This is a genomic window from Brevibacillus sp. NRRL NRS-603 (assembly GCF_003013445.1).
GTDB classification, from domain to species: domain Bacteria; phylum Bacillota; class Bacilli; order Brevibacillales; family Brevibacillaceae; genus Brevibacillus; species Brevibacillus formosus.
In genome coordinates, this window is the sequence record NZ_PXZN01000009.1 from 109772 (window position 1) to 124832 (window position 15061).

The following is a 15061-nucleotide window of genomic DNA, read 5'->3' on the forward strand; positions in this document are numbered from 1 at the left end:
GTTTTTTTACGCAATGCCTTACACCAGCTTCGCTTTTTTGACGTGCTTTTTTATCAACAGATTGCCGAAATAGCAGCCGAGCAATCCACCGACAAACGAAATTGAGCACATGATGAGAATCATGCTGGGGGTTTCAAAGTAATAGAGCATCGCAGAAAGCTGCTCGGGTGTATAGCTTTTTTCCAAAGTCGCGAGATACGATTCGCGGAAGAAAATAAGCGGGACAACCCCGCAAAGCGAATAGCCGACATAAAAAACAGAGTAGCTGATCGCATTGCGTACAGGATTCAGATAAGAGCCTTTTCCCCATAGGATCAATTCGCAGATGAGTCCGATAACAGCTAAGGTAAGTAAGTAATTCGCGTAGCCAAAACCGACAAAATACAATCCGGTCAAGACGGCTGTAAAAAATAAAGTCCCGGGCTTGGCGATTTTATTGGACATGACCATATAAATTGGACCGTTGAGTAGCGCAGTAAAGCCGCCAACCAGTAAATGAGAAACAACGGTAATAATCGGGGCAATCGTCATCAGTATCAGCATGACGACGTTAAAGATCGCGAGCGTAATAATATCCCGGATAGTCCATCTGCCGCTTTGGGCAGCTAATGATGTTTGGGCTTGCATGTAACATCCTCCCTCAGACATAAGTAGCTGATCTGCTTGAATAACTCTCTCTACTTGCGATCCCCCTTTTGCAGGAATGCTGGAAAACAGTTTGCCTAGTAGTGCGCACGGTTGTCAGTATAAGAACACAATATTGATAATGAGAATCGTTGTCAAAATAAAAAAAGCCCGAATTTCAACATTTTGGGAATTTTTTCGAGCTTTTTCGCCTGTTAGCTCCGTATTTTTCCGTTTTTCTTGAGCAATCGCCAAAATATTACAGGTTGGAGGATCTGCGAAATAATCAATCTGGTGAACGTAGGACGAGATAATCAGGGATAATCGCGGATATGTACCAGAAAACGGAAAAGGAGGGACTTGTATGTATTTGGCAACGATGCATGAGAATCATTATCATGTACGTTGTATCAAAGCGCCTAAGCAAGACGAAAGGGAGGAGTACATATGAGCATGGATACGATAGCGAAATCATGGCTGCTTGCTCAGCCGCAAGCAAAAGACAGCGTTCGCCTGTTTTGTTTTCCTTACGCAGGGGGAGGGGCCTCGATTTACAGGGGATGGGCACAGGCTTTTCCCAGTGATGTCGGTGTTTACCCGGTTCAGCTGCCAGGGAGGGAAAACAGAATTGCCGAGCGAGCGTACTCAGATATGGGAGCGCTGGTGGAAGAGCTGGCCCAAGTGATTCATCCGTATTTGGATCGCCCGTTTCTATTTTTCGGTCACAGTATGGGGACTCGAATTGCCTTTGAGCTGGCTCGTACCGTACGGAGCAAATGGGGGCGACTTCCGCTTGGCCTCATCGTTTCAGGAGGACGAGCTCCACACTTCCCGGAGCCGAAGCCTATTTACCATTTGCCTGAAGATGAATTTGTCGCAGCACTGCGACGCTTTTCCGGGACACCAGAAGCGATCCTACAAAGCAAGGAGCTCATGCAGTTGTTCATGCCGTTGTTGCGTGCGGACTTTACCCTCGACGAAACCTATGTGTTTGCCGAGGAGCCTCGGCTTGATTGCCCGATTGCTGCGTATTGCGGAACAGAGGATCAGGAAGCCACGCAGGAAGAAATGGAGGCTTGGGCTAGCCATACAAGTGCCGGATTTACGTTGGAAATGATAGACGGCGGACATTTTTTCCTGACGACAAACAAAGACGTGCTCCTGCAATCTGTAACCAAAATGATCGGACATTACCGGAGTACGGTAGCAGGAAAAGGGGAGCGCTAAAGGGATGCAGCAGGTGCGAATAACCCACTTGTCTGAGGGGACAAAATCAGCTCTGGAGGAATCGTCTTCGTTGAAACTGGCAAAAGGGGTAGTACATATTTGGCTGACGTCTGTGCAAGCATGGGAACACAGGATGCAGGAGCTGGAAGGTGATCTGTCTGCCGAAGAACTCGATAAACGGGCGCGATTTCATTTCCACGCAGACAGGGAGCGCTATGTTGTCGCACATGGACTGCTGAGAAGGATGACTGGGCGGTACCAAGGGATTTCTCCTCATGCGGTTCAATGGGAGTGCAATTCGAACGGGAAACCGTTTTTATGTGGACCAAGCAGTGATTCCGAAGCACTTTTTTTCAATTTGTCACATTCGCATGAGCTTGTGGCGGTCGCTTTTTCACGCGATCGCCTTCTCGGCGTTGACGTGGAGCATATGCGACACATCCCGGAAATGGAACAGCTCATGAGCTACTTTCATCCTGTGGAACGAGAGCAAATCTTGCGTTTATCTTCTGATGAGCGACAACAGGCCTTTTTTGATTGCTGGACACGCAAGGAGGCTTTTGTCAAAGCGACTGGGGAGGGTCTGAGCCGTCCTCTCGATTCTTTTTTCATGGAGAAACAAGATGGCAGCTTCACGGTAAACGGAGATGGAGTCAGAAGCGGAGAGTGGGAAGTTTACGGGTTTACGCCGGTCAGAGGCTATGCGGGAGCAGTTGCAATCGGGACTGGAAGACCGTAAATCGGAGTGTTGAAACGAGAATCTTCTATTATACTGATAAACTTTATCGGGTTTAATAGAACTATATAAGTGTGTAAGAATATGGAAATCCCACTGTGAGAAACGAAGAAATCATGAGAAAACGGAAGATAATCTACCCTATTTTTCCCAAATGTAGAAAAAACAGCTTACATATGAAATTGACAATGAGAATCACTATCAATATCTTGTTGTTAGACAAACAACATGATGCCTACACCGGCAAGGCAGTCTCTGCATGATCCGGCTTCGGGCGCCAAGAGTGACCCGCAGTTACACAGGAGGAGGACGGAATGAAAGTAAGTACGGAGTGGTATGAGCAAGCTGCAATAGCTTATGAACAGCGTGGTTATTGGGAACCGCTTACACTTGGGCAGCAATTGCGCAAATGGGCGGAGCAGTACCAGAACAAAGAAGCGCTCGTGGAGGACGAGGAGAGACTCACTTATCGCGAGCTCGACAGCAAGGTGGATGCGCTTGCGTCCGGTTTTTATCACATGGGTATTCAAAAAGGCGACCATGTAGCCGTCCAGCTTCCCAATCGAATTTCTTTCATACTGACTTGCTTTGCCCTGTTTCGCATCGGTGCTGTGCCGATTCTCGTATTGCCTGCCCACAGAGAGGCTGAATTGGACGGGATTTTTGCACTCGCGAGGCCAGTTGCCTACATCATTCCAACAACGTTTCTCGGTTTTGATTACACAAAGATGGCAGAAGATTTAGTCAAAAGACATGCGTCGGTCAAATTCGTCATGACGGATGGGGACAGTCCGATCGGGAGGAACTTGGCAGAGATAAGCGGACCGCCAATTGAGCTGGAAGTCCCTTCGTACAAAGACACTGCGTTATTGCTGTTGTCTGGCGGTACGACAGGGATACCCAAGCTGATTCCTAGAACCCACGCAGATTACGTCTACAATGCAAAAGCAACCGCAGCTCGTTGCCAACTGACAGAGCGAAGCGTCTATCTCGCAGTTCTGCCTATTGCCCATAATTTTCCTCTGTGCTGCCCAGGCATCTTAGGCACACTGTCCGTTGGCGGCAAGATCGTGCTATGTAAAACTACCAGCTGCGACGAAGCTTTTCCGCTGATTGAGAAAGAGCGTGTGACCATTACCGGTCTCGTGCCTTCGATCGTGCAAGTATGGCAGGAAGTGCTGGAATGGGATACAGAAAGCGACCTGTCGAGTCTGGAGGTTCTTCAGGTGGGAGGCTCCATGCTGGACGATAATCTCGCCAGCCGTATCACGCGAGAATGGAAATGCAAGCTCCAGCAAGTATTTGGAATGGCCGAGGGGCTCATCTGCTCCACATCACTGGATGATCCAGATTCGATCATTACCAGCTGCCAGGGCCGTCCGATTTCCGAAGGCGATGAAGTGCGAATCGTGGATGAGCATGGAAACGATGTCGCGCCAGGTGAATACGGAGAGCTGATTGTACGGGGACCGTATACGATTCGCGGCTACTACAGAGCGGAGGAACAAAACCGCGAGAGCTTTACACCCGATGGATTCTATCGCTCTGGGGACAAGGCTAGGATCACGCCAGAAGGAAATATTCAAATCGGTGGACGGATCAAAGAGCAAATCAACCGAGCGGGCGAAAAAATCATGCCGGCTGAAGTCGAGACGTACCTCCGCATGCACCCAGCAATTAAAGACGCAGCGCTAATCACACTTCCCGATCCTGTGTTGGGCGAGAAAAGCTGCGCATTTTTGATCACCGACGACGAAACGATCAGCTTGGCGGACGTCCATGCCTTCTTCCAGGAAAAAGGAGTGGCACGCTACAAAATGCCAGACCAAATCGAACGCATCGATTACTGGCCGCTGACCAGCGTCGGAAAAGTCAATAAAGCCAAGCTAAAAGAACTGGCGTTAGCGCCAAAGTCTAAGACGAAGCCAGCGCAAATCGCTTATCTGGAAGAGACGTTCGCTTTTGCGGGTGATGCGCATATGGCAGCGGCGCTGATTGCAGAGTGCAGCGGGTATGAAAACTACCTGCTCTATGAAAACGGAGATGAGCTGTCGCTAGGAATGGGGATTCATGCGCTTCTCTACGTGGATGGGGAGCAGACGACATTGACTTATCGCAACGAGACTCTCCGTTTCGACAACAACGAGCTTAGTGAGACGCTCGAAAAAGCAATGGCACAGTTGCCGATTCAAAACTGGCGCGCTTATGGAACCGTCAACTTTGGCATGGCGCGTTATTATCAAGGCTTGCCGCTCATGCCTGAAGAGGATTGCCTGCTCAAGCTGTTTATTCCTGAGGTCGAGCTGCGCTTCAACAAAGGCGCGGTTCTATTGAGAGCCTTGCGTGAAGAGAAGCGAAGCGAATTCAGCCAATTGCTGCGGGAGCTGTCGATGAATATGCAAGCCGAGCAACAGCTGACCCAAAGAGTGGACAAGCCAAAGCTGTCCGTCCCGCAAGCCGATACATACGACGCCGAAGCCTATATGCAAAACGTGGCCGAAGCTGTACGCGAAATTCAGGAACGCCAATACCACAAGGTCATCTTGTCACGAAAAATTCCGCTTGATCATGAGCTTGATTTGGTTGCGAGCTATATTGCGGGCAGACGAGTGAATACGCCGGCACGGTCTTTCCTCGTTAGCTTGGATGGTCTCGGTGCGGCTGGTTTTAGCCCGGAGACAGTAGTAGAAGTCGATAGCGACGGATGGGTGAGTACCTTCCCACTCGCGGGAACACGGGCAAAAGGCAGCAGTGAGGACGAGGCGAACCGGCTCAAAGAAGAGCTGCTGAATGACCCGAAGGAAATTGCCGAGCACGCTGTTTCTGTCAAGCTGGCATTCGAAGAGCTGAAAATCGTTTGCGACTCAACAAGTATCGTCTTGAACGATTTTATGTCAGTAGCTAGCCGAGGAACGGTTCAGCATATCGCTTCTCGCTTGAAAGGGAAACTGAAACAAGAATGCAATTCATGGGATGCCTTCCGCGCGTTGTTCCCAGCTGTTACCGCTTCGGGAATCCCGAAAAGAGAATCGATTGAAGCGATTGGCAGATTAGAGACTGTGCCACGAGGTCTGTACAGCGGGTGCGTCATGACTTTTGACAGCGACGGTGCCATGGATGCGGCGCTTGTGCTGCGTACGATTTACCAAAAGGACAACCAAGCTTGGCTGCATGCTGGAGCTGGTGTCGTCGAAATGTCTTTGCCGTCCAGAGAACTGGAAGAAACGCGTGAAAAGCTGAGCAGCTTCTCCAGGCAGCTGATTGGAAAAGAATAGGGACTTGCACGAGAGAGGAGGGAACGAGGATGTCCAAAATGCTCAATGACAGTCAGACCGCAAGTTCCACCGCTTCCTTGAGCTATGAGGAGATGAAGAGGCAAATACAGGCGTTGCTGCCCGCGCCTGTCGCGTTTTCCGATGATCAGAACCTGATCGAGCTGGGGCTGGATTCCTTGCAAATGATGAGGGTGGTCAACAAATGGCGCAAGGAAGGCGCAAAGGTTACTTTTGCCGAGCTGATCAGTGCTCCTACCTTGCGTGATTGGCAGGCGTTGATACAAAAAAGCAGCCCGTCTCTTCCAAGTGTGGACGAAAGGAAAGCAGATGTGGAAGTAGAGGTGAATGTGCCTTTTCCACTCACGGATGTGCAATACGCTTACTGGATTGGGCGCCAGGATGATCAACCTCTCGGGGGAGTCGGGTGCCATGCGTACCTGGAAATCGATGGTGCGGGAGTGGAGCCGGAGCGATTGAAAACAGCGTGGGACAAGCTGCTGATGCACCATCCGATGCTTCGGGCCAGATTTTTGGCGGATGGACAGCAAGAGGTGATGAGTGCCCCGACGGCCACTGGAATAGTGGTCCATGATCTGCGGTCTTTTTCTGAGGATGAATTGGCACGGGAGCTAGACCGTATACGGGATCGGCTGTCTCATCGTCGTCTGGCGGTGGAAGCGGGAGAAGTAGCCGGTTTGGAGCTGAGCTTGTTGCCAGAAGGCCGCACCCGCATCCATTTTGATCTGGATTTGCTGGTCGCTGACGTACAGAGTCTGCACATCGTATTGCGTGATTTGGCGGCAGCTTATGCACGAGGCAGTAAGCCTCTTGCCCCGACCAACTGGAGCTTTGCCCATTATCTCGGGCAAGAGGCACAACGTCGGGCACAGGACAGGCAGGAAGCAGCCCGCTATTGGCAGGAGCGCCTTTCCACATTGCCCGGAGCGCCAGGGTTGCCACTGAAGGAAAAGCCGGAAATGATCAAGTCGCCTGTTTTTACGCGACGAACGCATTTCATGAAGCCAGCCGATTGGGCCCTTTTGCAAAAACGTTCCGCAGCTCAGCAGGTCACACCAGCGATGGTGCTGTTAACGGCTTATGCAGAAGTACTGGACCGTTGGAGTACCCATTCGCAGTTTCTCATCAACATTCCACTGTTCGATCGCCAAACCGGAGAAGCTGGCATCGAAGACGTCGTTGCCGATTTTACCAATCTGCTACTGCTCGCAGTTGACATGCGTGAGCCATCCTCTTTCCTGGCGCGGGTGCGAGCGGTCCAATCACAGTTTCATCAGGATGTAGCACATGCGGCTTATTCCGGGGTTCAGCTGCAGCGCGATCTGGCTCGTGTCCGTCAGGGAGAGCGGGATTTTGCCCCTGTGGTGTTCGCGTGCAATTTGGGTACGCCGCTGATCAATGACGAATGCCGCGACACATTGGGCAAGCTCTCTTACATGATTTCGCAAACGCCGCAAGTATGGCTCGATTTCCAGTCGTATGAAATGGACGGCGGGCTCCTGCTGGCGTGGGATGCAGTTGATCAGCTGTTTCCTGACGGGATGCTTGATCAAATGTTCGGCGCTTTTTGCCAGCTGATGGACTCCTTGGTGACCAAGGACAATGACTGGCAAGCCACATCTATGCTGCTTCCCGATTTGGAGCAGAAGAGGAACGATCAGGCTGTAGACGATTTACAATCGCAATCGAGTCAATGCTTGCACAGTGCCTTTTTTGCCTATGCAAGAAAGAATCCGCACGAGCTGGCATTAATCGATAGTCATGCTTCCGCTACTTTTTCGTATGGCGAGTTAGCGACGTACGCGTTGCAGATTGCAGCGTATCTCCAAAAGCAAGGCGTTGAAGCAGGAGACCCAGTGGCAGTCAGTATGCCGCGCGGAATCGATCAAGTCGCTGCGGTTCTTGGAATCGTGGCACGAGGAGCTTGCTACGTCCCTATTGGAATCGGGCAGCCATCTACAAGGCGTGAGCGCATTCATCAAAAAGCGGGGATTCGCTATGTGCTTACGGATACGGAGCAGGCGCAAACACTGGAGTGGCCAAAAGACGCTGTTGTTCTGTCGGTTACAGATGCGTTGAATGTCTCACCGCTGACTGAACCCGTGCCGATTTCTTTTGACAGTTTTGCCTACATCATCTTTACTTCTGGCTCCACGGGTGAACCAAAAGGGGTAGAAATCAACCATTCCGGAGCGTGGAACACCATTGCAGAAATAAACAGGCGCTACGGAATCGGGAAAACTGATCGGATTTTGGCAGTTTCCTCGCTTGATTTTGACCTGTCTGTCTATGACCTGTTCGGATTGCTCAGTGTAGGCGGCTCGATTGTGTTGATAGGCGAAGAGCTGCGACGGGATGCGGCTTATTGGGCGAAACTGGTGGACCAGCATCAGGTGACGCTGTGGAACTCTGTGCCTGTGCTGCTCGATATGCTCTTAATTGCTGCGGAGAGCGGACTGTACGAGAGCTTGCCGCTTCGCCTGACCATGCTTTCCGGGGACTGGATCGGCCTTGATTTACCGCAACGACTAAACCAGCTTGCACCGAACAGCCAGCTTGTGGCGATGGGGGGAGCGACAGAAGCGTCGATCTGGTCCAACTTTTTTGATGTGACGCTGCCCTTGCCCGCTCATTGGACATCGATTCCGTACGGTCGACCGCTCCCGAATCAGGCTTATCGGGTCGTCGATGCCCATGGGCGTGATTGCCCTGACTGGGTAGAGGGAGAATTGTGGATCGGTGGAGCAGGTGTGGCAGTAGGCTATCGTGGTGATCCTGCTCTAACCGCAGAGCGCTTTGTCAACTGGAACGGTTCACGCTGGTATCGGACTGGTGATCTCGGGCGTTATTGGCCGGATGGGACCATTGAATTTCTCGGACGCAAGGACTTCCAGGTGAAAATTAGGGGGCATCGCATCGAGCTGGGTGAAATCGAATCGGCCATGAAGCAGCATTCGGGGATTCGTGATGCGGTAGTGACAGCAGTAGGTGATCCGCGCGAGAACAGACATCTGGTTGGGTATGTGGTGCCGGAACGAGAAAGCGAATCAGCGCTGTTTGATCGTATAGAGGCAGATCCAAAAAAGAGCGAAGAGCTGTGGGCAGATGTCATGGATACGGGTCGTGTGCAGACCTTGTCGGAGCATTTTGCAAGCATCGGACCAGAAGATTTCACCTCGTTTTGGGCGTACATGGAGCAACTTGCCGTTCGATTCATTTACCGCGCATTGGAGATGGCGGGAGTGAAATTTGAGCAACACGCCAACTTCTCCCTCGATGATTTGATGCAGAGCTGCGGAATTCAAGAGCGTTTTCGCGGGCTGGTCAGACAGTGGCTTCAAACATTGGAGGACGAAGGTTTTGTCCGTAAAGACAAATCAGATGTCTACAGCATCACGCGGGCAAGCCTGACTGAATGGCTGGAAAAGCGGCAGGTCCCTCAGGTATCATCCGCATGGGAATCGCATGCACAAGCCCTTTTGCGTTACTTGGAAAAAGTCAATGACGAGAGTGTTGCGCTTTTGCGTGGCGAGCTTGACCCGTTGGCCCATTTTTTCTCGGAGGAAGCAAGTCTGACTCCGAATGATCTGATGCAGACACTCCCCGGTGCAAAGCATCGCGACAGCGCGGCGCTGGCGTTGGTCGAAAGGCTGGTCCATCGTTTTGGAAAAAGGTCTGAAACACAACCGATACGCGTGCTGGAAATCGGGGCGAGGAGTCTAGCACTGACGGAATCATTGCTGGCTGCGCTCCCGGCAGATGCGACACATTTTACATGCACAGACACCTCGACTTTCTTTACGAGTGCAGCAAAAACGAGGTTCCAGGAGTACCCGTTTGTGCACTATCAGCTGCTGGATATCAATCAAAGTCCACTATCTCAAGGCTTTGAAGCACATCAGTTCGATGTTGTTATTGCCACAGACTCCCTGCATCGTGCGAAGAACATCGGGATGGCTCTCTCGCATGTACAAAGCCTTTTGGCTCCGGGAGGCATGCTGATTTTACTGGAGATGACCCGCAACAGCCGATTGCAGCAAATCAGCACGGCATATCTCGAAGATGGCTTTACGCATTTCGAAGATGAGCGGCGAAATGAACAGCTCCCCTTGCTATCGGTGGAAGCATGGCAGCGGGCCTTGCAACAGCAAGCCTTCGCACAAGTGGCAGCTATCCCGGAACAAAACGACTTTGGTCAGCATGTACTGGTTGCGCAGGCGCCACTTCAAGCCAAGCGCTTTAACGCTGCACAGCTATCTGGCTTCCTGAGTCAAAAGCTGCCTGATTACATGGTTCCGACCGCTTTTCTTTTGTTGAACGAACTGCCGCTTTCCGCAAACGGCAAGGTGGATCGGCAAGCCCTGCCCACTCCTGACAGCCTGATGAAGGCCAAAGCAGAAAAAGCATATACAGCTCCAACGACACCAATCGAAACAGCCTTGGCGGCTATTTGGTGCCAGCTATTTGAAGTGGAACGAGTAGGCGTCACAGACAACTACTTCGAGCTCGGCGGGGATTCGCTATTGGCGACGAGACTCAGTGCGATGGTTCGCAGCAAGCTGGAAGTAGATTTGTCGTTAGGGCGTATTTTTGAAAAGCCGACGATTGCCGGACTTGCCCAGCATGTGCAGATGCTTCTGGAACAAAAAGGAACAACGTCAGACTTGCCAGCAATTGTACCAGCTCCACAAGACAGGCATCAGCCTTTCCCGCTAACGGATATCCAGCAAGCCTACTGGGTCGGGCGCAGTGGTGTTTACGCCTTGGGTCATGTCTCCACGCATTGCTATTTCGAAATCGAAGGGCAGCACTTGGACTTGGAGCGGATCAATCGAGCTTGGCAACGATTAATTGACCACCATGAAATGATGCGGGCCGTGATTTTGCCGGATGGCTGGCGTCAGCAGATTTTGGAGCAGGTTCCTGCTTACCGGATCGAGGTCGCTGATTTGCGGAACCAATCGGCTGAAGAAGCTGAGTCCGAGCTACAAGCGATTCGGGAAGAAATGTCCCATCAGGTATTGTCTACGGATGTGTGGCCGTTGTTTGAGGTGCGCGCTTCTCGTTTTGGAGATGATCGGGTTCGCCTGCATATCAGCTTTGACAACCTGATTTTTGACGGATGGAGCATGTTTCACCTCTTGAGCGAGTGGACGAGGCTGTATCATGAGCCGGATGCGCCTTTGCCGCAACTGGATCTAAGCTTCCGCGATTATGTCCTGGCGCAAGAAGCGCTCAAATCTACAGAGCTGTACCAACGTGATCTGGACTATTGGATGGATCGATTGCCTGATTTGCCGCCAGCACCACAGCTGCCTTTGGCGAAAAATCCTGACACGATTACCGAGCAGCGCTTCCATCGTTTGGAAGGCAGAATTAATCGACAAGCATGGCAGCGGCTGAAAAAGCGGACAGCAGAGGTCGGTCTGACACCTTCCGGGATACTGCTGACCGCCTATGCGGAAACCCTAGGTACCTGGAGCAAGAGTTCGCGTTTTACGATCAACCTGACGCAATTCAATCGACTGCCGCTGCACGCGCAGGTAGGCGAAATCGTGGGGGACTTCACTACGCTGACCTTGTTGGCAGTCGAGTTGTCCGCTGGCGAGACGATTTTGGAACGAGGAAGGAATTTGCAGCAGCAGCTATGGCGCGATTTGGACCATCCATATGTGGGCGGGGTTCAGGTCCAGCGGGAATTGGCGAAGCAAACAGGAGAGCACAACGGTGTGGCCATGCCGATTGTCTTTACGAGCGCATTGGGTGTAGAGCAGTGGAGTGGATCTGACTCCGATGGCAAATGGCTGGGCAAGCTTGTTTACAACATCACGCAGACGCCGCAGGTATGGCTGGACCATCAAGTGGTTGAGCAAGACGGGGAACTGCTGTTGATCTGGGATGCCGTAGAAGGACTGTTTCCAGAAGGACTCCTTGACGACATGTTTACGGCCTATTGCGAGCTGCTGCATCGACTGACAGAAGAAGATGCGGTATGGCAAGAGTCAGCACCGAGCCTAATTGCTGTCCCTCGACTGGAAGAAAGAATTGCCGCAAACGATACGGCTGCCCCTGTATCCACAGAAACTCTCGTCGGACTATTTGACAAACAAGCTGCATGCCAAACGGATCGCCCTGCCGTGATCTCCAACCAGCGGACGTTGACCTATGGGGAGCTTGCCAATGCTGCTGACCAAATTGCGAAGTGGCTGCGTTCACAAGGAGTCCAACCAAATACGTTGGTTGCTGTCGTGATGGAAAAAGGCTGGGAGCAGGTCGCAGCCACGCTCGGGATTATGAAATCCGGGGCCGCTTATTTGCCGATCGATCCGCTGCACCCAGAGGAACGACGCTCTCAGCTTTTGCATGATGGACAAGTGCAGTTCGTGCTGACGCAGTCTTGGCTCGATGAGCGATTGGGCTGGCCAGCGGATGTGGAGCGGCTGATCGTGGACCAGATGACGGCAAGGGATGAGGCAAGCATGGTGGACAGAGTGACACCAATTGCCGGGCAGCCGGAGGATTTGGCCTATGTCATCTATACATCCGGGTCAACGGGCCTGCCAAAAGGAGTCATGATCGACCATCGAGGCGCGGTCAACACGATTGAAGATATCAATCAACGATTTGCAGTGGGGGCGCAAGATCGGGTGCTCGCTTTGTCCCATCTTAATTTCGACTTGTCGGTCTATGACATTTTCGGCATGCTTGCCGCGGGTGGAACGATCGTCATGCCGGATGCTGATAAAGCCAAAGACCCTGCACACTGGCTGGAGTGGCTGGAAGCTGAGCAGGTGACGGTGTGGAACACCGTTCCGGCGCTGATGCAGATGCTGATCGAATACGCCGTGGGGAGAAATCTTCACTTGCCACAGTCGCTGCGTCTCGTCTTGTTGAGTGGTGATTGGATTCCACTGGATTTGCCAGACAAGATCAAGTCGTTTTTCCCTCACGTTCAGGTGATCGGTTTGGGCGGCGCGACAGAGGCCTCAATCTGGTCAAACCTTTTCGCAATCGAAGAGATCGACCCTAGCTGGAAAAGCATTCCGTACGGCCGTCCAATGGTCAATCAGCGCTACCATGTGCTGAACGAATCGATGGGGGATTGCCCCGTTTGGGTGCCAGGACAGCTGTTTATCAGTGGCATTGGGCTTGCCAAAGGCTACTGGAGAGATGAAAACAAGACGAGTGAAAAATTCATCACGCATCCGCGGACAGGAGAACGACTGTACCGCACGGGGGATTTGGGCCGTTACTTGCCAGATGGCACGCTGGAGTTCCTCGGTCGGGAAGATTTCCAGGTGAAAATCAGAGGGCATCGGATTGAGCTGGGCGAGATCGAGACGGCATTGAAGCGCCATGACGGACTCAAAGACGTTGTCGTGGCCGTGCCAGATGACGGTTCAGATGAAAAGCGCTTGGTCGGGTATGTGGTGCTCGATCGCGAAAAGGATTCCGCGTTATTCGAAACAGAGCAGGCCGACCCCGCTGCAAGTGCTGCTCGTTGGCAGGCGATTAGCAGCATGGGTTACGCGCAGGCCGATACCATTCCGGCGAGTGTCGATGTGGAAGCCGTCACGCAATTCCTGAAGGAGGCTGATCGTGTAAGCACCGCCTACATGTGCCGCACGCTGGAGCATATGGGAATGTTCTCGCAAGTAGGAGAAAGCACTTCAATTGCGGAGCTCATGCATCGTTTTCAGATTCATCCCCGTTATCAGACCTTGCTTGCGCATTGGCTGGAAGTGCTGGCAGAAGAGGGCTTGCTGGAAAAACGCGCTGCGGATTCGTACGTGAGTTTGCGTTCCTTGCGGGAAGGGGTGCCTGATGTTGCTCTGTCAGCTTCCTCGCTTCGTACGGAAGCAGCACGAGAGCTCGAAGCCGTTTTCCGCCGCGACTATCCGTTGTTTATTGGTCTATTAACGGGTGAGCTCGATCCGTTGGAGCTCTTTTTAGCAGACGATGCTTTCTTAACACCTGCTGGCTTGAGCCGCTTTGATCTTACGCGGGAGTTTTACAGCAGTCTTGCCGGGGCGGTGTTCGGCAGTATCGTAAGCCACCATCCTTCTGACAAGACCCTGCGGGTGCTAGAGCTGGGCACGAGAGCAGGAAGCTTGACGCAAACGCTGGTGTCCACCTTGCCTGTAGAACGCAGTCGTTATGTATACGTTGACGAATCCTCCTTTTTTACCGACAGGGCAAAGAAGGAGTGGGGAGAGCAGGCTCCGCTGGAGTACGGTCAGCTTGACATGAACGTTGCCCCGCTTGCGCAAGGCTATGAGCCGCATTCTTTTGACGTCATTGTTGCCGACAATACGCTGCATCGTTCTCGTGATATAGGGAAAACGCTGTTGTACTTGAAAGGGCTGCTCGCACCTGGAGGGCTTCTGTTCCTGGTCGAGTCCACTCGCAACAGCCGTCTGCTACTGACCACTGTCGGCTTCTTCGAGGATGGGTTTAGACATCTGGAGGATGAGCGCAAAGCCAATCATCTTCCTCTGCTTACGGTAGAGCAATGGCGAGCGGACTTGGAAAAACAAGGCTTCACCAACGTCCTTGCCATTCCGGATAAAGCTCAGGTCGCAGAGGCATTCGAGCGCCATCTGATTGTGGCCCAAGCACCGGAGACGGTTCGTTTGTTCCAGTCGGAAAAATTGTCCGAAGCCTTGCGAAACAGCTTGCCTGACTACATGGTGCCAAGCGAATATGTGCTGCTGGATGAACTGCCGCTATCCGCCAATGGAAAAGTAGATCGGAGGGCAATCACAAAGCTTGGCAAAAGAAAGGCAAGCATGCCGAAAAAGACGCATGTCGCGCCTTCCAACGAGCTCGAGGTCAAGCTAGCCAAGGTCTGGGAAGAGGTGCTTGGTGTAGCGGAAATCGGCATCCACGACAGCTTTTTTGCCCGGGGTGGAGACTCATTGCGCGCGATCCAATGCCTCAATCTTTTAAGAGAGAGATACCACATTGATTTGTCTCTGCAAAGCTTGTTTGAAGCTTCTACGATCTGCACCCTTGCCGAGCTGATTAAGACGAGCACACAGGCAACGGAAGATCCAGCGGATTTTGACGAGGGGACTATTTAAAAAAGAAAAACCGCAGATGAGTAGGTGGGCTGCGACTCAGTGGCAGGCGCAGCCCCGCCTTTTCTTGGAAGAAGAATGCGGGAGCAGGCCAGGAGGGA

Annotated in this window: 5 protein-coding genes; 4 read left to right on the forward strand and 1 reads right to left on the reverse strand. The window is 52.2% G+C overall.

What is annotated here, in order from left to right:
- Positions 1-18: 18 nt before the first annotated feature.
- The gene (locus C7R94_RS05245) at positions 19-627 is read right to left on the reverse strand and encodes an MptD family putative ECF transporter S component (RefSeq protein ID WP_106778767.1); all 609 of its coding nucleotides are present in this window, start codon (positions 625-627) and stop codon (positions 19-21) included.
- Between the two features lie 444 nt (positions 628-1071).
- On the opposite strand from C7R94_RS05245, the gene C7R94_RS05250 reads away from it, so the two are divergent.
- From C7R94_RS05250 to C7R94_RS05265, 4 genes are all read left to right on the forward strand, one after another.
- Positions 1072-1851: a thioesterase II family protein gene (locus tag C7R94_RS05250; protein ID WP_106778768.1), complete on the forward strand. Its 780-nt coding sequence runs from the start codon at positions 1072-1074 to the stop codon at positions 1849-1851.
- A 4-nt stretch (positions 1852-1855) separates the two neighbouring features.
- On the forward strand, positions 1856-2590 hold the full coding sequence (locus tag C7R94_RS05255) for a 4'-phosphopantetheinyl transferase family protein (RefSeq protein ID WP_106778769.1): 735 nt from the start codon (positions 1856-1858) through the stop codon (positions 2588-2590).
- Between the two features lie 311 nt (positions 2591-2901).
- A complete protein-coding gene (locus tag C7R94_RS05260; protein ID WP_106778771.1) occupies positions 2902-5862 on the forward strand; it encodes a salicylate synthase in 2961 nt (986 codons plus the stop codon).
- 29 nt (positions 5863-5891) lie between these two features.
- Positions 5892-14963 (forward strand): non-ribosomal peptide synthetase, encoded by a 9072-nt coding sequence (locus C7R94_RS05265; RefSeq protein ID WP_106778774.1) that lies wholly within the window; start codon positions 5892-5894, stop codon positions 14961-14963.
- Positions 14964-15061: the final 98 nt, after the last annotated feature.